Source organism: Thomasclavelia ramosa DSM 1402 (assembly GCF_014131695.1).
GTDB classification, from domain to species: Bacteria; Bacillota_I; Bacilli_A; order Erysipelotrichales; family Coprobacillaceae; genus Thomasclavelia; species Thomasclavelia ramosa.
This window is the reverse complement of record NZ_CP036346.1, coordinates 2,118,895-2,137,863: the sequence shown is the minus strand read 5'-3', so window position 1 is coordinate 2,137,863 and position 18,969 is coordinate 2,118,895. Positions and strand designations below refer to the sequence as shown.

Here is an 18,969-nt window from a genome sequence, read left to right as displayed (position 1 = left end):
GCATAAAGTAAAAAAGTAGTACTAAAATGTACTACTTAATCATTAATAAAATTTCTTTTTTTAATTCTTCAACCATATCTTCTTGTTTTACCTTGCGAATGATCTCACCTTTTTTGATCAGAAGACCTTCTTTAAAACCACCAGCGATTCCGATATCAGCATGTTTAGCTTCACCGGGACCATTTACAGCACAACCCATAATAGCTACGGTAATATTAGCGTTGATGGTATTTAAAAAATCTTCAATTTCTTGGGCTACGGGAATCAGATCATACTGAATTCTTCCACAGGTTGGACAAGAAACAAGAGTTGGGACATTATCAATTAGCTCTAATTCTTTCAAAAGTATTTTTGCTACTTTGATTTCTTCTAAGGGACTATCGCTTAAAGAAACTCGAATTGTATTACCAATTCCTTGATATAGAATCGTGCCAATCCCTAAACTAGATTTAATTGTTCCACCAAGCTTTGTACCGGCTTCTGTAACACCAATATGTAAAGGGTAATCAAAAGTTTCACTTGCTAGTCGATATGCAGCAATCGTAAGTAAGGTGTTTGATGATTTTAAAGAAATACAGATATCATAGAAACCTAGGCTTTCTAATATTTCAACATGCTTTTTCGCACTTTCAATCATTCCCTCAGCAGTAGGTTTGCCATATTTAGCTAAAATATCTTTTTCTAAAGAACCACTATTGACTCCGATTCGAATTGGAACGTGATGTTTCTTACAGGCATTTACAACCATTTCAACCTTTTCTGGAGAACCGATATTACCAGGGTTGATTCTAATTTTATCAATTCCTGATTCAATTGCCTGTAATGCTAAACGATAATCAAAATGAATATCAGCGACTAGCGGAATACTAACATGTTTTTTTATTTCTTTAATAGCTAGAGCGTCATCATTATTTAAAACTGCAAGTCGCACTAATTGACAGCCAGTTGCAGCTAGAGCATTTATTTGTTTCACAGTTGCTTCAATGTTTTTAGTTTTAGTATTTGTCATTGACTGGATAATTACTTCGTTATTACCACCAATAGTAAGGTTTCCCACTTTGATAGTTCTTGTTTCATTTCTCTTCATGAATTTCACCTCGTTAGAATTATAACATATCCTTCCTTATTAATAAAAATAAATGTTCTATTATATGGCTTTATTAAAGAAAAGGCTTACTAAGGAGTAGATATTTGTCTATTTTTATGGTAAAATTCTATCGTTTTTTATAGTTATTATTGTTTGGATAGATAGCAGTTATAACTTCAAGAAGATAAAAGAAAATAGGGGTCATTATGATGGAAAATAGTAAAGAAGAAAAGGTTACATCTGTAAGTACAGAAAATATTTACAAGCTAAATGGAAGAGTTCCTTTAAAAAAAGCAATTCCTTTTGGGTTGCAGCATGTTTTAGCGATGTTTGTTTCGAATTTAGCACCTGTATTGATTGTATGTGGTGCAGCACTTGTAAGAGGAACAGGAGAACATTTAACTTCAGCTGAGATCACGCAATTGCTGCAATGTGCAATGTTTGTAGCTGGGATTGGAACCTGCATGCAACTTTATCCAGTTTGGAAGATTGGTTCGAAATTACCTGTTGTTATGGGTGTTAGTTTCACTTTTTTAGGAAGTTTATTAGTAATTTGTACGAACCCAGACTTAGGATATGAAGGGATGATCGGAGCGGTCATCTTAGGTGGGATCTTTGAGGGAATTGTCGGATTGAGTGCAAAATACTGGAAACGTTTTTTAACTCCAGTTGTATCAGCTTGTGTAGTAATTGCAATTGGACTTTCACTTTTATCAGTTGGAATGGATTCATGGGGCGGTGGAAATGGTGCCGCTGATTTTGGGTCATGGTATCATTTATTAGTTGGTACATTCACTTTAGTTGTCTGTTTAGTATCACGTTATTTACTGAAAGGTGTTTATAAAAATTTAAATATTTTAGTGGGACTTATTTTTGGATATTTACTATCTGTTATTTTTACGGTCGCAAATATTGCTCCGATGGTGGATTTTTCAGGAATAACAAAAACAATACAAGAAGTAGGTTTTTTTAGTATTCCCAAGTTAGTTTTTTTTACGAGTCATACACCAGTTTTTGATTTAGGAGCATTCTTCACTATTGCAATCGTATTTTTGGTATCTGCTGCAGAAACAACAGGAGCGACTACAGCAGTGTGTACCGGTGCTTTAGAACGTGATATTAAGATGGAGGAACTACAAGGTTCACTTGCTGTTGATGGCCTTTCTAGCGCAATTTCAGGGTGTTTTGGTTGTATTCCTTTAACATCTTTCAGCCAAAATGTGGGATTAGTTACGATGACAAAAGTTATTAATCGTTTTACCATTTTAGTAGGGGCATTGATTTTAATTTTAGCATCCCTATTTCCACCGTTAGGAGCATTCTTTAATTCCTTACCACAAGCAGTTTTAGGTGGATGTACAGTGATGATGTTTGGTTCAATCATGTATGAAGGAATCAAAATGCTTAAAGAAAATGAGTTTGATGAGCGCACAATGATCATTGTTTCATTAGCTTTTTGTATTGGGGTAGGATTAACTCAAACTTCGGGTAATTTTTTTGCAGCTTTTCCACCAGTAGTGGGAGATATATTTAATGGTAATGCTGTTGCAGGTGTATTTGTTGTATCTTTGTTATTAAGTTTGGTGCTTCCGAAAAAGAAAGAAGCAAAAAAGTAAAAATGCTTAAAGAATCATAATTGATTCTCTAAGCATTTTTTTTAATTGTTTCAAATTGATTTAATAGTTCTTCAAAATATTTAAATGCATCTTCATAAATTTGATCATCTAAAGGATCAACACCCGCTTGTTTTAAAAGCTCAACAGGTGCTTTGCTGCCTCCAGATTTCAAGAAATTTAAGTAGTCAGTTACTTGCTGCTGATTACCTTTTAAAATACGATTAACTATGGCTAAGGCAACGGTCATACCTAACGTATATTTATATACATAATAATCATAATAGAAATGTGGTACATAATAACATGACCAGCCAACTAGTTCATCCATAGTTACATCTTTTCCATAATATTCTTGGTTAAGTCGTGCATATAGATCAGTAATAACTTTTGATGATAATGGTTCATTATTTTCTGCCATCGTGTGCAATTTATATTCAAAATCAGCAAACATTGGCTGTCTAAAAATCAAACCAACACAGTTTTCTAATTGTTCATAAATAAAGTATGCTTTTTCTTGATCATTTTTAGCATTTTTGATCATATAATTAATCAGTAACGTTTCATTAACAGTTGAAGCAACTTCAGCAACAAAAATACGATAATTAGCGTTAACTGCATCTTGATGATGATTAGATAAATAACTATGAACACTATGACCAAGTTCATGGATCATAGTAGAAAGAGAATTATAGTCACCAATAAAATTCATTAAGATAAAAGGATTAGTGTCATAACTGCCACTAGAATAAGCACCAATTCGTTTACCTGGTGTAGGATAATAATCAATCCAGCGTTCATTTCGAGCTTTATTAATAATGTCCAAATAATCTTGACCAAATGGTCTAAGACATTCATTAATAATTTCAAAACACTGATCAATCGTATACTTTTTGTTGATTGAAGATACTAGTGGAATATTTAAATCATAATTATAAATAACATCTTTCTTTAGAAGCTCTTTTTTTAGTCGGTTATAGCGATGAAATAAGTGTCGATATTTGACGTTTGCACTTTCTAAAACTTTAAAAAATAATTCACTAGGAACATCATCATCAAAAACGCTAGCTTCAAGAGCACTATTGAATTTACGTACATCGGCATAAAAAGCATCCTTTTTCATTACCCCGGCCAATGTTTGAGCAAAGACATTTTCATAGCGCTGATACTCTTTAAAGAAATTAGTATATGCTTGTTTACGTACTTTTTCATCTTTATTCTTTAGGAATTGGTTTAAAGTAGCATTATTTAATGTTTTCAACTTTCCATCTTCTTCAACATCTTCATATTCAAGACGAAGAGCATTGAATACTTGACTAGAAGTATCAGCAATACTTTCCACTTTAGCTAATAATTCTTCTTGTTCTTTGGGCAGAATATGTGCTTCATATGATAATAATGAATTAATCTTGTAAGTATATTTTTCTAATTTTGGATCTTTTAAATATTCCAGTACTTTATCTTTAGCCTCAATGATTTCATTATCGACAAATGATATTTGTACTGACGAAGCTTCTAAAACTCCCATTATAGTGGCCATCATAGTTTGATATTCCTGATTTTTTGGTTCGACATCACAATTTAAATGAGCATAGCAATATAATTTATTCATTAATCGTTCAACCGTATCTTTTGTTGTTAAAAAATTATAAAAGCTATCAATACTATTACAAATTTTACCTTTGAAAGTAATTAGATCATTAATTAAAGATTTAGTTTTTTCTAAATCCTGATAGAAAGCTTCATGGCTATTATAGATAGTACTTAAGTCCCATGTATCTTTAATATCAATATCTTTTCTCTCCATACAATTTTCTCCTTTAAAATAAAAACCCTATCATTAGATAGAGTTTACTAATTTAGCTAATCTAGATTTTTGTCTGCTAGCATAGTTTCTATGATGAATTCCTTTAACTACAGAAGCATCTAATTTAGAAGCTACTTCGTTATAAGCTTTTACTGCTTCATCTTTATTTCCAGCTTCAACTTCAGCTAATACTTTTTTGATTGCAGTTTTTAATGCTGATTTATATGAAGTATTTTTTGCTCTTTTTTGGTTATCATTTTTATACCGTTTAATTTGTTGTTTCATATTTGCCATGATCTTTCACCTCGCTTCATTTCTTGCTTTTACATTATATAAAAATAATCCAATAAATGCAACTTTTTTTTGAATTGATACGATATTATTGGACAAATATGTATTAAATTTCCATAATTGGTGATATTTATAATAGGTGATAGGATGAATTTTAGTAATATACGTAGTGATTTAGCAACCGAATCGCTAGAGCAACTAGAAGTTGGTAAGCATTATCAAAAGGAAGAGTATGTTAATGATGGTGTTAAGGTTGAAAAAGTTTCGATCCTTCAGGCTCATCAAAGTATTAATCAGGGGATTGGAACTTATATCGAAATAAGTTTTAAAGACTATTTGGAACAAACTGCTATTATTAAGGAAGTTGTAAATAATTTAAAGCCATTAATTGATAAGATTGATTATCCTAAGATTTTGATGGTAGGGTTAGGTAATCAATATTTAACTAATGATGCGATTGGCCCACGAACTTTAAGGGATGTGCGGATTACTCATTTTCTTGATGATGAAGACAAATTAATTAATCACTATTATGATATTTTAGGTATTGCTCCTGGGGTGATGGTGCAAACAGGGATGGAAACTGGAGCGATTGTAAAAGCGTTAGTGGATAAAGAGGATATTGATCTTGTAATCGTTGTAGATGCCCTCTGTGCTAAAAATTATCATAAATTAGCTCATGTAATCCAAATTAACGATGTAGGGATAAATCCTGGTAGTGGGATAGGTAATTATCGTCAGGCAATCAACGAGGAGACTGTGGGTGCTAAGGTAATTGCAATTGGTATACCAACTGTTATTTATGCAAGCAGTTTAGTAAGTGATGTCTTAAATTATACGCTAGATTACTTTGGTGATAGTTTAAATCCAATAAGTAAATTAAAAGTAGGAAAGCGTGAACGTTATCATGGGAGCTTAAATGAACAGCAAAAAGAAATGATGTTAGGACAATTAGGAAAATTGGATGATAGTGAATTAGAGCTGTTATTTAATGAAATATTGAATCCGATTGATTGTAATTTTGTATTAAGTGATAAGCAAATTGATGAACAGTGTGAAATTATGTCAAAAATAATAAGTAAAAGTATTAATGCGTTAAGGTACTAAATCCTACAATTCATGCATACTATTGTATTGTATAGTATAGTAGGTGATGCAGATGAGACTTAAAAATACGTTTTTAATTTTATTGAAATTGGCGGTTATTGTAGGTTTAATTGTTTATCTTCCAACTAAAGTAAGCGGATCAAATGCCCAAGTTATTAATGCAATTAATAATGAACAAAATAATCCAACTACTCCAGTGGCAACCAATCCAACCAACACTAGTTTTGTTCCCACGAAAGATAAAAAGATTCATATTTATAATACTCACCAGGGTGAAGAATATGATGGTTTTAATGTCGTAGAAGGAGCTAATTATTTAAAAGATTGTTTAAATAATAAAGGATACCAGTGCGATGTTGAAGGAAATGATTTTGAAGGCTATAAAGCGGTTCATAAAATAGCTTATAATAAATCATATACGGTATCTAAAATGTATCTTGAAGAGAGTTTAAAGCTTAGTGGTGGTTATGACTTAATTATTGATTTTCATCGCGATTCGATTTCTAAAGAGCTGTCAACCATTAGCCATGATGGAAAATCATATGCTAAAATCATGTTTGTTGTAGGTAAAAGCAGTGGTAAATTTGATGCGGTTAATCAGCTTTCACAAAAACTGTCAGATTTAGCTAATGCAACAGTTCCAAAAATCAGCCGTGGTGTTTATGTGAAAAAATCTCACTATAATCAAGGAATTAGTGACAATATGGTTCTAATAGAGGTTGGCGCTCAAAGTAATACTAAAGAAGAAGTTCAAGCGACAGTAGAAATTATTGCTAAAGCGATTGGAGAATATTTAGGATGAAAAATTTTTTAATTGATCTTTGTTTAGTTGGATTATTGTTATTTATGATTAATGGTTTATTTGGAGACTACGGAATCCAAAAAGCTGTATTTGACAAGAATATTACTCAGTTTGAAGAGGATGTTAAAGAACAAAAACCAATTACTACCGATTATGGAACTACTAATGATAATGAAGAAAATACATTATCATTAGTAGTTAAACAGATTAGTGAAGTTTGTATTAAAGTTATTGAAACATTAGTATTGATTATTTCCAATATTATTAGTACACTTTTATAGTAAGAAAGTGATGGTGTATATTATGAAAGATGCAAAAATAATATTTATGGGAACAGCAAGTTTTTCTAAACAGGTTTTAGAAAAATTGTTGGAAAATAATTATAATGTTGTTGCTGTAGTAACTCAGCCCGATCGTTTTGTTGGTCGTAAAAAGGTGTTAACAATGCCTGAAGTTAAAGAAGTTGCTTTGGCTTCTGGGATACCAGTTTATCAGCCTTTAAAAATTAAGGAAGAATATCAGGAAATCATAGCCTTAGAGCCGGATTTAATTATTACTGCAGCTTATGGACAAATTGTTCCAGAAGCAGTTTTAAATGCTCCTAAAATAGGTTGTATCAATGTTCATGCTTCATTATTACCTAAATATCGTGGTGGCGCGCCAGTACATTATGCAATCATGGAGGGTGAAGAAGTTACAGGGGTAACGATCATGTATATGGTCAAAAAAATGGATGCTGGAAATATTATTTCTCAAGTCGAAGTGCCAATTGGAGCAGAGGAAACAACGGGAGAATTATATGAGCGTTTGAGTATTGCTGGAGCAGAGTTGTTACTAGAAACCTTACCGAGCGTACTTGCTGGTACAAATGAGTCAATTGCCCAAGATGAAAGTTTAGTTACATATTCACCAACAATTAGTCATGAACAAGAAAAAATAGATTTTAGTAAGAGTGCTCTTCGAGTATATAATCAAGTACGTGGAATGAATCCATGGCCAGGTGCTTATACCACTTATCAAGGTAAAGTTGTAAAGATCTGGGCCGGTAAAATTCATGTATGTGAAAATGCCCTTAAGCACCACGCTCATCAAGAAAATGGAACAATCGTTAAGATCTTTAAAGATGCAATTGGGGTTAAAACTGGTGAAGGAATATATTTAATTACAGAATTACAGCTAGCTGGAAAGAAGCGAATGTTAGTTAAAGATTATTTGAATGGAAATAATATTTTTGAAGTTGATAGTAAATTCGAATAAGCAGCCTAATGGTTGCTTTTTTTATAAATTAAAAGATATAATTAGAGAAGATACAAAGGAGGAAATAGAAATGATTATTTCAACTTTAAGCAGTTATCCTAATAAAAAAGTAGTTAAAGACTTAGGCATAGTAGTCGGCTATGATGATGCTATACGAGCTTTTCGAGTAACAATGGGAGTGGAAGAATATATTGTCAAAGCTCAAGAAAATTTAGCTAAAGCTGCTGAAAAATTAGGTGCCAATGCTGTATTGGGGGTTTGCTTTGATTTGCGTGATTCAAATAAACCGGTTTTAATGGGAACAGCTGTTGTTTTAGAAGATTTAGAGTAATTCTAAGTCTTTTATTTATTATTGTTTAGATTAATATTTTGTTTTGTTTGTAGTACAATATAACTACGGAGGTTGTGTAAGTATGAGAATGGTTGATTTAATTGAATTAAAGAAAAATAATCATGAGTTAACAAAAGAACAAATCCATTTTATTATTAAAGGATATAATGATGGCAATATTCCAGATTATCAGATGAGTGCTTTTTTAATGGCAATATGTTTTAATGGGCTGTCTAAACATGAAACGGCTATCTTAACTGATGAAATGCTTCATAGTGGGGAAATAATTGATCTAAGTGAAATTGCAGGTGTAAAGGTTGATAAACATTCAACAGGTGGTGTTGGAGATAAAACATCTTTAGTTTTAGGACCAATGGTTGCAGCTTGTGGGGTTAAAGTTGCTAAGATGTCGGGGCGTGGTTTAGGTCATACAGGGGGAACATTAGATAAATTAGAGTCGATTCCGGGTTTGCAAATTCAAATAAGTAAAGATGATTTTATTAAACAAGTTAATGAAATCGGTATCGCGATTATTGGACAAAGTGCTACACTAGTACCGGCTGATCAAAAAATGTATGCACTGCGTGATGTAACTGCAACTGTTGATTGTATCCCTTTGATTGCTTCATCGATCATGTCAAAAAAATTAGCGTCTGGCAGCGATACTATTTTATTAGATGTAAAATATGGGGAAGGTGCTTTTATGCAAACTAAAGAGGAAGCTAAGCGCTTGGCACAAACAATGATTGAAATTGGACAACATCTAGGTAAAGATACTCGAGCAGCTATTTCAAACATGAATCAACCGCTAGGAAAAGCAATCGGGAATTCTTTAGAGGTAATTGAGGCGATTGATACATTAAATGGAAGTGGTCCTGAGGATCTTTTAAATCTTTGTCTTGAAGCTGGCAGTCATATGTTAGTACAGGCCAAAAAATGCAAAAATGAAGAGTCCGCTTTAAAAATGCTTAAGCGAGTAATTGATACTGGTCAAGCATTAGATAAATTTAAAGAAATGGTTAAATATCAACATGGAAATGATGAGTATATTGGTAATCCTGAGTTGTTTACTAAAGCTAAACTAATTATTGAGGTTAAAGCTAAGCAAGCTGGGTATATTCAAACTCTTGAAGCTAAAACATTAGGAATAGTTTCAATGAAATTAGGCGGTGGTCGTCAGACTAAGGATGATGTTATTGACCATAGCGTAGGGATTATCTTAAATAAAAAAGTTGGAGATCAATGTAAGGTGGGAGAAGTATTAGCTTATATCCATGCAAATAATGAAGTAAGCGATGAATTAATTAACGAATTATATGGAGCTTATAAAATTGTTGATTTTTTTGTTGAAAAACCGATACTAATTGATGAAATCCTTGTATAATATAGTCATAACGGAGGATAAAGATGGGTAAATATTTATTTTTTGACATTGATGGAACTTTAATTGGTCCAAGTAAACGAGTAACTAAGAATACTGAAGAAGGAATAAAGAAAGCACGGGCAAATGGTCATAAAACATTTTTATGTACGGGACGTGCTCCGGTGTCGATAATGAAATCGATACGGGATATTGGATTTGACGGAATAATTTCTTCAGCCGGTGGTTTTGTTAGTATTGATGGTAAATACATCTTTGAGAATTTTATTAACCAGTATGTTTTATCAGAAGTAATGCTTTTATTTACTAATGCTAAAATTTTATTTAGCTTAGAAACTAAAGATGCTTTGTATCAAACACCAGGTGTCCAAGATTTTTTTGAAAAGAAGCAAGCAAATATTCTTGAAGGAAATCTTGAATTAGCACGTTTTTTAGAAGAGCGTAGAAATGAAGAAGTACGTTTACCAATCAGTGAATTTAACATTTTGCAAACGAAAGTAACAAAAGTATGTTTTATTGCAGAAGATAAGTTGGCATTTTATGACTGTGTAAAGTATTTAAGTGAGTTTTTTAATATCGTTATTTTTTCTAAGGAAACAGACGATTTTATTAATGGTGAAATTATTTTAAAAAATTGTACTAAAGGTGATGCAATGAAACGAGCAGTTGCATATCTAGGTGGAGATATGAAAGATACGATTGCTTTTGGTGACAGTATGAATGATTTTCAAATGATTAGCGAGGCAGCTTATGGAGTAGTATCGTATTTAGCTCCTGATAAGTTGAAAGCAATTGCGGATGATACATTTGAAGAGCCTGATGATGATGGAATCTTTAAGTGTCTGCAGCGATTAGGTTTAATTTAAATTGGGGTAATGTAAAAGAGGTTTATCTTGACATTAGGGAAAGTGTTAAAAAGAATTAGAAAAACAAAGCAGATTCCCCAAAAAGAAATTGTTAAAGTGTTGAAAATCAGTAAGAGTACTGTCTATCGATTTGAAAAAGGTGGAAACATTGACACCAATAATTATCTTAAGTATTGTGAGTATTTGGGTATTGATGCAGGAATTCCTTATTTTATCAGCAATCATGATGATTTTTATCGACTGTTTAATCGAATTACACGAAGTTCATTTGATTATGAAGTATTTGAGCTGGCTTTTTCAAAAGCTTTAATTAAGACCGCTGAACAAATATTTGATAATTACACATAACAGTTAAAAGGCCTATAATTTAAGTTAGAGCCTTTTTTCTTTATAAGCAAAATAAAACGCTTGTATTAATTACAAGCGCATTATTTTCGTTCAAATTTTATATACGCTACAATATTTGCTAAAACAATCATTACTAAACCAACGATTACAAATGTCAACATGTAAGAGTTTAAGGTACTTGTAAAGAAATTATAGAAATATGCAGGTGATAAACTGATTTTATCAATAAATTTACCAATATAGATAAAGAATGGTAAAGCGAAACACATTAAACCAGAAGCCGATAGGGCATATGAGAAATAGCGTCTTCTACCTTGATAATGACTATATAGGCGATATAATAAGAAACTTGCTAATCCGATTAAAACAACTAAAGCTGCTGCCGCAATTAAAAAGATTCCATCATATGTATTTATAACATCAATAACAAGGGCTAGATAAGGGAATGATAAATAGCTTTTGTATAAATCAATCAAGTTACTTTTCAGTACGCTAATTGCTTCTTGTGATTCACTATTAATAATAATATTATTAGTTGTTAAATAGTTATCTATATCCTGGGTAAGTTTTGTTTCAAATTCAGTTGTGTTAATAGTGGTTTCACCACCATCAAAGGCATTATTAATGTATTTTTCCATTGCTGTTTTAGCAGTATCTTCATCAACATAGTTTTCAAACATTTCTATAGGAAATCCTGTTGACTGTGTTTCTTGCTGGATCTCTTCATTTAATGATACAACTGATTGTTTATAAAAATCAGCTCCATCCATTTTAGAAATTAAGAAACCTGGAGACATAACAGTAAAACGAGTTACTGTTAGAACTACTAAGATACTTAGAAAGATTGCAATTAATAATGATAAAATATACGATAATGTAGTTCGACTACTTGATTTTTTTCTTGCCATGTTATTGTCCCTCCAAGATCGTTGGACCACTTATTTTATCTGCATAAACAAATAAACGGTCAGCTTTGTAACCAATCAATTCGAATGGATAACATGTATATAAGATCAATTGTTCTTTCTCGCTTTGGGCAAGATCGTAATTTGATTCATCAGTAGCTTTACCAATTTTAGTATCTGTTATTTTATATTCAAAATCACCATAATGGGTAGATATTTTAATAATATCTCCAACATTGACATCACCTAAACATTCAAAGTAAGGCAATGAGTGACCGGCAATTAATGAAGTACGGTTAAATCCTGGTAAAAATGAACCGTTGAATAATCCAGCGCCTTTACGAAGCTGATCATTACCATCACCATAGTATAGGTTAATTGTCTTGTTGACAGAATCAATGGTTATTTTACCAAATAGGTCACCATAAGAAGGCATTACTACTTCTGAAGCTTTAATAGTAGCAGAACTAACTAGTTTATTTTTATATAGATCTTTGTTGCTGTTATCATTTAAATTTGGTGCATGTTCACTAGCAACAAGACTGTAAATAGACATGACTGGTTCAATAATTGGACTAATTATTAAAAATAATACTAGGTAGCAGATAATGGTAAAAGATAATGGCACTAATACTAGTGCCATTATCTTTTTTTGCTTATGTTTTAATCGCACGATTATTTAACTAAAAGTTGTTTTCTCTTAGCGTAATATCCTGCACCGAATAATACAGCTACAAGTCCAGCTGCCATTACAGCAGTTTGAGTGAAATCATAACCAGTCTTTTTGATAACGTTTGTAGTTGAATAAACAACTTCGCTACCTTTGTAAACAGTGACAGTACCATCAGCACCAACTTTAATAGTTAACCCAAGTACATCAGCTGCAGCTTGAGCGAAACCTAAAATTGCAGTGGCATGAGCACCTTTGATAGAAGCGATATCTTTAATATGATTAGTTTGCATATAAGATTTAGCTCCTTCAATGTTGTTCAAAATAGTAGTCACTTGAGCAGCTGTAACATCATTGTTAGTTAAGTAATTTTTAGCAGCATTAATATCAGCAGCTTTTAGATTAACTTTAACTCCATCAACTGTAACACCAGCTTCTAAAGCATCGATGATTTTTTGTTCATCAGCAGTGATAGAACCAACAGCACCAACAGTTGAGATAGTTGCAACAAACATTAAGCAAGCTACCATTAAAGAACTTAAAAGTTTCTTCATCTTGTCCCCTCCTTTTTAGTTTTAGAATATTTGCGAAAGATACACAAATATACACATATATAATATATCTTTTTTGGCATAATAACAAGTAATTAGTTAAATTTAGTTATTTAAATTTGAGATAATTTTGTGACAATGATAAAAAATACAAAAAATATTAAAAATTTGATATATAAAAAACAATTTATTTATGATATAATAATATCTTTTATATTTTTTTTAAGTTAATTACTGTTAACTATAAAAAAACACTTTAATTTTATTAAAAATTAAAGTGTTAAACTAGTTTATTTATTTTAGATAACCTAATTTAGTCATTTTATCAGTAAGCTGTTTTGCTAATAATTCATTATATTTGCTATTTCCATTTATCTTGTCATCTAAAAGACTAGACGGAGTATTTTTATTAGCTAGATTTGTTTTATCTTGAGCAGTTTCTGTAATTCCTGCATCTTTTAAACCGCTTGTTAATAAATAACTTTTAAAATCTAAATAATGATCACCATGTGTTGTCTTCAATAAATTATTTGTAGCATCACGATCATCTTGAGTTAATGATACAACAATATATTTATCAGTGTTAAATGCACTAATAATTTGTTTTTGATATTCAGCTAAGCTTCCTTGAACACTTTCTTCATAAGAACCAGTAAATAATATTAAGATGTTATCCTTATTAATTTCAGGTTTTGTTACTTCTATTTTAGTTAAAGTATTGATTTTACTACTTTCACCAGCTTTTGAACGTTTGAAAACTAAACGATTATTAGCTGTATCATAATTGATGGAACCTTCAATGTTATTGATTGTACATTTATCAATATTGGTCTTACTTGTTAAAATAGCATTTACGGCCTGACCATTTTTATCTAATAAGGTAATTGTAGTTTCTTCACTTTTTGCAGGAATCGTAAAGTTATTAACATAGATTTCACTAACGCCAAATTTAATTGCTAAAGCAAGACTGTTAATAGAGTCATCTCCAAAAGTAGTAATAGTTGTATTAATGCTATTTTCTAAATATTTGGGATAACTGGTATTTTTGCTAGTTCCAATCGTTGTACTATCACCAACGCAATAGATAGTTGGTAATTTGTTTTCTAACGATGTTTGATTATTGTTTTTAGAAGTATCGACAGTTTGATTATCTTGCTTGAATTTTTTTGCTAACTGGTTGGTTTGGTAACGATCATAGGCAAATAATGCTACTATTAAAATACAAAGAATTGGAACAACAATAAGAAAAATACTGTTTTTTTTATTTTTCATTGTTAGTAATAGTAGTAATATCCATTGCTAGAGCCATCTTGCTCTACTTGAGTTAATACTGTTCCAAGGATATTGACATTATTCTTTTGTAAGATTTCGATTGAAGCCTTAGCATCTTTACGACCAGTTAGTTGTGATGAGCAAACAAAGATTGTTCCATCAACCACATTACCAATCGGAATAGCATCACTAACTAACATAATTGGAGGACAATCAATGATAATAAAATCGTATAATCCTTTTAATTCATTAATAAAGTCTTCGAAGATTTGACTACTTAATAATTCACTAGGGTTTGGTACTTTGACCCCAGAAGTTAAAACTGATAATTTTCCTACAAACGATTCATCTTCAATGAATTGGAAACATTTTGAACTAATTTTTTTAGTTTCACCATATTCGATCAAAGCGTTAGTTAATCCTCGTGAGTTCGATAGTTTTAAATAACGATGCTGGGTAGCTTTTCTTAAATCAGCATCAATCAATAAGACATTTGCATATTTCGTTGCATATATCATCGCTAAGTTTAATGATGTAGTACTTTTTGATTCACTAGGAATTGAAGATGTCACGTTGATTGCTTTAACATTTTTACCAACAGTAGAATATTCGATGTTTGTTCTAATGTGGCGGTATACTTCTTTAAAATCGATTTTCCCATGCTTTTTATCTGGCGAAGTAATCAGATATGTGTCTTTTTCACTCTGTTTTTTATTCTTTTTAAACATTTATTTTCTCCTTTTAAACCAAGGTAATTTAGATATTTTACGAACTTTTATTAATTCAGGCGCATGTCCATTGATAATGGCTAGAGGGTTATCATACATGAGTCTAGTTAAATCCTCAGCTTGATATTTTTTTGCTAAAACTTCATATGTCTCTTGGAGATTAACACTACGTTTACCATTAGGGCGATGAACATCATTAGCGATTACATGAACCATACCATTATCTAATAGCTGGTATGCGTTTTCTTGAATCATACTACCATGGATTCCTAATAAACTAGTGCTGTTAACTTGAATAATATAGCCACGATCAATCCACTCTTGAATTAGATTTAAATCAATACTATGATGAAAATAACGTTCTACATGAGCGATAACAATTTTTTGCTTTATTCCATATTCATATAGACGATCATCATAATCTTCGGGTAATTTTTGAGTAACATTAAATTCAACAAGTAAATACGGTCCATTGTTAATAGTTAAATATTGATGATTATCTAATAGTTCTAGATAGTCTCCATTAAGCATAACTTCACAACCTGGATAGATTTCAATTTGATATTCTTTGGCAAGCTTTTTTAATTCCTCAATCCGTTCTTTAATTTGTTCAAACTCTTTTGCTGTAGTTGTTCCTGGAGTAAGATGAGGAGTTGCTACAATTTTAGTAATATTTTGAATTTGAGCTTTTTTTAATGCTGCCTGTGCATCTTCTCGAGTTTCGATACCATCATCAACATTCCAAGCATAATGACTATGTATATCAATAAATGCCATGGTTATTCCTCAAAGAAAGGGACGATTCCCAATAGAGGGACCCCTAGATATTGTTCAGCTTGTTCACCGTTTTTAATTTTAGTATCTAATAGGTATGTAAGTAATAAATACCCCAAACTAATAACGATACCGGCTACTGCCCCAATAATAACATTTTTAACCATGCTTGGTGAAACCGGATTAGGATTTACTTCAGGCTGATCAACGATCGTAACATTTGTCACATCTAGCTTTTCTTGGATTAAAGTTGTAAAAACACTAATTGTTTCATCAACGATTCTTTTAGAAAGTCCAGGATCAACAGTTGTTGAAGAAATTTCAATAATTTGTGTATCAGTAGTATTTGTAATACTTAATGAACTGCGTACTTCGGCAGAAGTAATATTTAAGTTTTTAGCAACTTGATCTTGAATGTTATTACCTTGTAATAATTTAACATAGTTATTTACCATCATTTTATTTGTATTAACTTGAGTTGAGTCTAATGATCCATTAACTACATCAGCTTTTAATAATACACTTCCTTGTGACTGGTATTTTTTACTTATTAGAAAGGTAGTTGCAGAAGCTGCAATAATTATTCCGACTAAGGCTAAGATAATAATCAAGCGAATATTCTTTTTCAGTAATTTCAATAATTGTGATAAGTCGATTTCAACTTCATCATTTAATTCATTTTTATCCATAAGTCCTCCCATTATTAATATATTGAATAAAACTATTCCAAAACGTATTATCCTTTATAAGCGGATAAAATGCAAGAAATTACCAATAAAAATTAATATTTATTGTAGAAAAATGTTAAAATAGAATGTGTGACAGAGTTGTTATTTTATAAATTTAAAAAAAAGAATGAAAATAAGATTAAATTTATGATGGATATTGTCGGTAATTGTAATAAAATAGAGAAAATATGGAAAATCACTTGATTTATTGTCTTAAATTAATCATAATTGCCTTGTATATTTGATAGAATCTTTTATCATGCTTAAAAATAGAATGTTAAATGATTTTAGAAAATCGAGAAATGATAAGTAGTTACTTTTCTGAGTTTCTAGAAGGGAGATAGAACAGAATGAAAAGATTGGGAGAAAAGACGCAACTGAATATTAGACGAATATTTTTAGTTAGTTTTGATGTTATTAGCATTATAATTGCTGCATATGGATCTTTATTATTGAGATTCAATGGACCTATTGAGTCTCAGTATCTACATAGAGTAAATATATTGATTGGTTCAATGATATTAATTGGATTAGCAATCTTTATTACTTTTCGTCTATATCATAGTTTATGGCAGTTTGCATCGATAATTGAACTAAAAAATATTATATTTGCGTCGATTATGAGTGCCATAGCAAATATCTTAATATGTGAATTGACTGGAAATCCATTACCAAGAAGTTGTTATTTTATTTACTTTTTATTATTAGTATTGATGGTTGGGGGAAGTCGATTTATTTATCGTTTTATTAGGTTATATGCGGCGCGTCATAATATAAGGGGAAGAAAAGAGCAACGACCTTTAGAAAAAGTAATGATTATTGGTGCCGGAGTTGCTGGGGAAAAAGTTTATAAGGAGATTTTAGGTTCAAAGAGTATCTATAAAGAAGTTATTTGTTTTATTGATGATGAGCCAAGTAAATGGAATCGAACAATTCATGGGGTTTCAATATATGGTGGTCGTGATAAGATCATTGAAGCTGTAAATAAATATAAGATAGAAGAAATTATGGTAGCGATGCCTTCAGCAAGTAAAAGAGATTTAATCGATATCTTTAATATATGTAAAGAAACAAAATGTAAGTTAAAAAAGTTGCCTGGAATATATCAGTTTATTAATGAAGATGTTCATATTTCTGATTTAAAAGAGGTTGAGATTCAAGATTTATTAGGACGTGATCCAATAAAAGTTAATTTAGCTGATATTATGGGCTATGTAACCGATAAAGTTGTTATGGTAACAGGTGGGGGCGGATCAATCGGTAGTGAATTATGCCGTCAAATTGCTGCAAATAAACCAAAACAATTAATAATTGTAGATATTTATGAAAATAATGCTTATGATATTCAATTAGAATTAAAGCATAATTATCCAGAACTTAATTTAGAGACTTTAATTGCTTCTGTAAGAAATGAAGTCAAGGTCAATAAATTATTTGAGATTTATCATCCTGATATTGTTTATCATGCGGCTGCACATAAACACGTTCCTTTGATGGAAGATTCGCCGAATGAGGCAATAAAAAATAATGTTTTTGGAACATTAAATGTTGCTCGAGCTGCAGATAAATATAATGCACAAAAATTTATTTTGATTTCGACTGATAAAGCAGTCAATCCAACTAATGTGATGGGTGCTACAAAAAGGTTATGTGAAATGATTGTTCAAACTTACAATAAAAGATCACAAACTGAATACGTTGCTGTAAGATTTGGCAATGTTCTAGGTTCGAATGGCTCGGTAATTCCAATATTTAAAAGACAAATTAAAGAAGGTGGACCTGTAACAGTAACTCATCCTGATATAATTCGTTATTTTATGACAATCCCTGAAGCAGTATCGTTAGTTCTTCAAGCAGGTGCCTATGCTAAGGGTGGTGAAATTTTTATTTTAGATATGGGTGAGCCAGTAAGAATAGCTGATATGGCAAAAAATTTAATTAAATTATCTGGTTATGAACCGGATGTTGATATAAAAATCGAGTATACTGGATTAAGACCAGGAGAAAAGTTATATGAAGAATTACTTATGGAAGAGGAGGGGCTTCAAGATACTCCTAATCATATGATTCACATTGGAAAACCGATTGAGATGAATGAGGATACATTTGTTGAAAGATTAATAAATTTAAAAGAAGCTGCATATGGAGAAACAGATGATATTCGTTCATTGATTAAGGAACTTGTGCCAACTTACCAATATGGTATTACTCCAAAGAGAAGAAAGACACCAGAAATAAAGAAAGATTCACATGTTCAAGTTAATGAACAAGTTCAAGTTAGTAAAACTGTAAATATTTAAAAATGATTAATCGTGGTAATCGTCGCTATGTCGCGTTACTATAAGTAATTTGTAATATGCTAATACGGCTAGTATTTGTATATAGATGAATGATTGAATGAATATATCTATATCGATATATTCTAGATTTGATAGATGTAAAATGATATGT

The 18,969-nt window shown here is 31.2% G+C and carries 20 protein-coding genes; 10 read left to right on the top strand and 10 right to left on the bottom strand.

Going from position 1 to position 18,969, the window contains the following annotated elements; translation table 11 throughout:
* Nucleotides 1–31: 31 nt before the first annotated feature.
* Nucleotides 32–1,087 (bottom strand): flavodoxin-dependent (E)-4-hydroxy-3-methylbut-2-enyl-diphosphate synthase, encoded by a 1,056-nt coding sequence (ispG, locus tag EYR00_RS10405; protein ID WP_003536420.1) that lies wholly within the window; start codon nucleotides 1,085–1,087, stop codon nucleotides 32–34.
* A 209-nt stretch (nucleotides 1,088–1,296) separates the two neighbouring features.
* Here ispG and EYR00_RS10400 point away from each other — a divergent pair, with 209 nt between their 5' ends.
* Nucleotides 1,297–2,703, top strand: a complete 1,407-nt coding sequence (locus EYR00_RS10400) for a uracil-xanthine permease family protein (RefSeq protein WP_009300029.1) — start codon at nucleotides 1,297–1,299, stop codon at nucleotides 2,701–2,703.
* Between the two features lie 28 nt (nucleotides 2,704–2,731).
* On the opposite strand, the gene pepF is transcribed toward EYR00_RS10400, so the two are convergent.
* Both pepF and rpsT read right to left on the bottom strand, forming a co-directional pair.
* Nucleotides 2,732–4,507: an oligoendopeptidase F gene (gene pepF, locus EYR00_RS10395; protein ID WP_003536423.1), complete on the bottom strand. Its 1,776-nt coding sequence runs from the start codon at nucleotides 4,505–4,507 to the stop codon at nucleotides 2,732–2,734.
* A gap of 33 nt (nucleotides 4,508–4,540) precedes the next feature.
* Nucleotides 4,541–4,801, bottom strand: a complete 261-nt coding sequence (rpsT, locus tag EYR00_RS10390; RefSeq protein WP_003536425.1) for a 30S ribosomal protein S20 — start codon at nucleotides 4,799–4,801, stop codon at nucleotides 4,541–4,543.
* A gap of 144 nt (nucleotides 4,802–4,945) precedes the next feature.
* Between rpsT and gpr the strand changes: the two genes are divergently transcribed.
* The 8 genes from gpr to EYR00_RS10350 all read left to right on the top strand — a co-directional run bounded on the left by gpr (nucleotide 4,946) and on the right by EYR00_RS10350 (nucleotide 10,890).
* Nucleotides 4,946–5,905: a GPR endopeptidase gene (gene gpr, locus EYR00_RS10385; RefSeq protein WP_009300030.1), complete on the top strand. Its 960-nt coding sequence runs from the start codon at nucleotides 4,946–4,948 to the stop codon at nucleotides 5,903–5,905.
* A 52-nt stretch (nucleotides 5,906–5,957) separates the two neighbouring features.
* Nucleotides 5,958–6,707, top strand: a complete 750-nt coding sequence (gene spoIIP, locus EYR00_RS10380; RefSeq protein WP_008791386.1) for a stage II sporulation protein P — start codon at nucleotides 5,958–5,960, stop codon at nucleotides 6,705–6,707.
* Complete coding sequence (locus EYR00_RS10375) at nucleotides 6,704–6,988, top strand: hypothetical protein (protein ID WP_003536429.1); 285 nt, start codon at nucleotides 6,704–6,706, stop codon at nucleotides 6,986–6,988. Before spoIIP ends, EYR00_RS10375 begins: the two co-directional genes overlap by 4 nt.
* 22 nt (nucleotides 6,989–7,010) lie before the next feature.
* A complete protein-coding gene (gene fmt, locus EYR00_RS10370) occupies nucleotides 7,011–7,964 on the top strand; it encodes a methionyl-tRNA formyltransferase (protein ID WP_003536430.1) in 954 nt (317 codons plus the stop codon).
* A 70-nt stretch (nucleotides 7,965–8,034) separates the two neighbouring features.
* Nucleotides 8,035–8,295 (top strand): heavy metal-binding domain-containing protein, encoded by a 261-nt coding sequence (locus tag EYR00_RS10365; protein ID WP_009300032.1) that lies wholly within the window; start codon nucleotides 8,035–8,037, stop codon nucleotides 8,293–8,295.
* 82 nt (nucleotides 8,296–8,377) lie between these two features.
* The gene (locus tag EYR00_RS10360) at nucleotides 8,378–9,679 is read left to right on the top strand and encodes a pyrimidine-nucleoside phosphorylase (protein ID WP_003536432.1); all 1,302 of its coding nucleotides are present in this window, start codon (nucleotides 8,378–8,380) and stop codon (nucleotides 9,677–9,679) included.
* Nucleotides 9,680–9,702: 23 nt separating this feature from the next.
* On the top strand, nucleotides 9,703–10,542 hold the full coding sequence (locus EYR00_RS10355; RefSeq protein ID WP_003536433.1) for a Cof-type HAD-IIB family hydrolase: 840 nt from the start codon (nucleotides 9,703–9,705) through the stop codon (nucleotides 10,540–10,542).
* Nucleotides 10,543–10,569: 27 nt separating this feature from the next.
* A complete protein-coding gene (locus tag EYR00_RS10350) occupies nucleotides 10,570–10,890 on the top strand; it encodes a helix-turn-helix domain-containing protein (protein ID WP_008791390.1) in 321 nt (106 codons plus the stop codon).
* 80 nt (nucleotides 10,891–10,970) lie between these two features.
* Here EYR00_RS10350 and EYR00_RS10345 read toward each other — a convergent pair whose 3' ends face one another.
* From EYR00_RS10345 to EYR00_RS10315, 7 genes are all read right to left on the bottom strand, one after another.
* On the bottom strand, nucleotides 10,971–11,798 hold the full coding sequence (locus tag EYR00_RS10345) for a hypothetical protein (protein ID WP_003536435.1): 828 nt from the start codon (nucleotides 11,796–11,798) through the stop codon (nucleotides 10,971–10,973).
* Between the two features lies 1 nt (nucleotide 11,799).
* Nucleotides 11,800–12,438 carry a class D sortase gene (locus EYR00_RS10340; RefSeq protein WP_008791392.1) on the bottom strand — a complete coding sequence of 213 codons (639 nt, stop codon included), beginning with the start codon at nucleotides 12,436–12,438 and terminating at the stop codon, nucleotides 11,800–11,802.
* A 32-nt stretch (nucleotides 12,439–12,470) separates the two neighbouring features.
* Nucleotides 12,471–13,019, bottom strand: coding sequence for an LPXTG cell wall anchor domain-containing protein (locus EYR00_RS10335; RefSeq protein ID WP_003536450.1), 549 nt, complete (start codon nucleotides 13,017–13,019; stop codon nucleotides 12,471–12,473).
* Nucleotides 13,020–13,310: 291 nt separating this feature from the next.
* A complete protein-coding gene (locus EYR00_RS10330; RefSeq protein WP_003536453.1) occupies nucleotides 13,311–14,288 on the bottom strand; it encodes a hypothetical protein in 978 nt (325 codons plus the stop codon).
* 2 nt (nucleotides 14,289–14,290) lie between these two features.
* Nucleotides 14,291–15,016 (bottom strand): CpsD/CapB family tyrosine-protein kinase, encoded by a 726-nt coding sequence (locus EYR00_RS10325; RefSeq protein ID WP_003536454.1) that lies wholly within the window; start codon nucleotides 15,014–15,016, stop codon nucleotides 14,291–14,293.
* Nucleotides 15,017–15,793, bottom strand: a complete 777-nt coding sequence (locus EYR00_RS10320; RefSeq protein ID WP_003536455.1) for a tyrosine-protein phosphatase — start codon at nucleotides 15,791–15,793, stop codon at nucleotides 15,017–15,019. It lies immediately after the preceding gene.
* A 2-nt stretch (nucleotides 15,794–15,795) separates the two neighbouring features.
* On the bottom strand, nucleotides 15,796–16,479 hold the full coding sequence (locus EYR00_RS10315; protein WP_008791393.1) for a YveK family protein: 684 nt from the start codon (nucleotides 16,477–16,479) through the stop codon (nucleotides 15,796–15,798).
* Nucleotides 16,480–16,868: 389 nt separating this feature from the next.
* Here EYR00_RS10315 and EYR00_RS10310 point away from each other — a divergent pair, with 389 nt between their 5' ends.
* Complete coding sequence (locus EYR00_RS10310) at nucleotides 16,869–18,818, top strand: polysaccharide biosynthesis protein (RefSeq protein WP_003536457.1); 1,950 nt, start codon at nucleotides 16,869–16,871, stop codon at nucleotides 18,816–18,818.
* Nucleotides 18,819–18,969: the final 151 nt, after the last annotated feature.

Excerpts from the sequence above, each read along its gene's own strand:
- gpr (WP_009300030.1), top strand. The coding sequence starts at position 4,946 with ATGAATTTTAGTAATATACGTAGTGATTTAGCAACCGAATCGCTAGAG.
- EYR00_RS10335 (WP_003536450.1), bottom strand. The coding sequence starts at position 13,019 with ATGAAGAAACTTTTAAGTTCTTTAATGGTAGCTTGCTTAATGTTTGTT.
- rpsT (WP_003536425.1), bottom strand. The coding sequence starts at position 4,801 with ATGGCAAATATGAAACAACAAATTAAACGGTATAAAAATGATAACCAA.
- EYR00_RS10325 (WP_003536454.1), bottom strand. The coding sequence starts at position 15,016 with ATGTTTAAAAAGAATAAAAAACAGAGTGAAAAAGACACATATCTGATT.
- ispG (WP_003536420.1), bottom strand. The coding sequence starts at position 1,087 with ATGAAGAGAAATGAAACAAGAACTATCAAAGTGGGAAACCTTACTATT.
- EYR00_RS10310 (WP_003536457.1), top strand. The coding sequence starts at position 16,869 with ATGAAAAGATTGGGAGAAAAGACGCAACTGAATATTAGACGAATATTT.
- EYR00_RS10355 (WP_003536433.1), top strand. The coding sequence starts at position 9,703 with ATGGGTAAATATTTATTTTTTGACATTGATGGAACTTTAATTGGTCCA.
- EYR00_RS10330 (WP_003536453.1), bottom strand. The coding sequence starts at position 14,288 with ATGAAAAATAAAAAAAACAGTATTTTTCTTATTGTTGTTCCAATTCTT.
- EYR00_RS10365 (WP_009300032.1), top strand. The coding sequence starts at position 8,035 with ATGATTATTTCAACTTTAAGCAGTTATCCTAATAAAAAAGTAGTTAAA.
- EYR00_RS10320 (WP_003536455.1), bottom strand. The coding sequence starts at position 15,793 with ATGGCATTTATTGATATACATAGTCATTATGCTTGGAATGTTGATGAT.
- spoIIP (WP_008791386.1), top strand. The coding sequence starts at position 5,958 with ATGAGACTTAAAAATACGTTTTTAATTTTATTGAAATTGGCGGTTATT.
- EYR00_RS10400 (WP_009300029.1), top strand. The coding sequence starts at position 1,297 with ATGGAAAATAGTAAAGAAGAAAAGGTTACATCTGTAAGTACAGAAAAT.
- EYR00_RS10340 (WP_008791392.1), bottom strand. The coding sequence starts at position 12,438 with ATGGCACTAGTATTAGTGCCATTATCTTTTACCATTATCTGCTACCTA.
- EYR00_RS10345 (WP_003536435.1), bottom strand. The coding sequence starts at position 11,798 with ATGGCAAGAAAAAAATCAAGTAGTCGAACTACATTATCGTATATTTTA.
- EYR00_RS10360 (WP_003536432.1), top strand. The coding sequence starts at position 8,378 with ATGAGAATGGTTGATTTAATTGAATTAAAGAAAAATAATCATGAGTTA.
- EYR00_RS10375 (WP_003536429.1), top strand. The coding sequence starts at position 6,704 with ATGAAAAATTTTTTAATTGATCTTTGTTTAGTTGGATTATTGTTATTT.
- pepF (WP_003536423.1), bottom strand. The coding sequence starts at position 4,507 with ATGGAGAGAAAAGATATTGATATTAAAGATACATGGGACTTAAGTACT.
- fmt (WP_003536430.1), top strand. The coding sequence starts at position 7,011 with ATGAAAGATGCAAAAATAATATTTATGGGAACAGCAAGTTTTTCTAAA.
- EYR00_RS10315 (WP_008791393.1), bottom strand. The coding sequence starts at position 16,479 with ATGGATAAAAATGAATTAAATGATGAAGTTGAAATCGACTTATCACAA.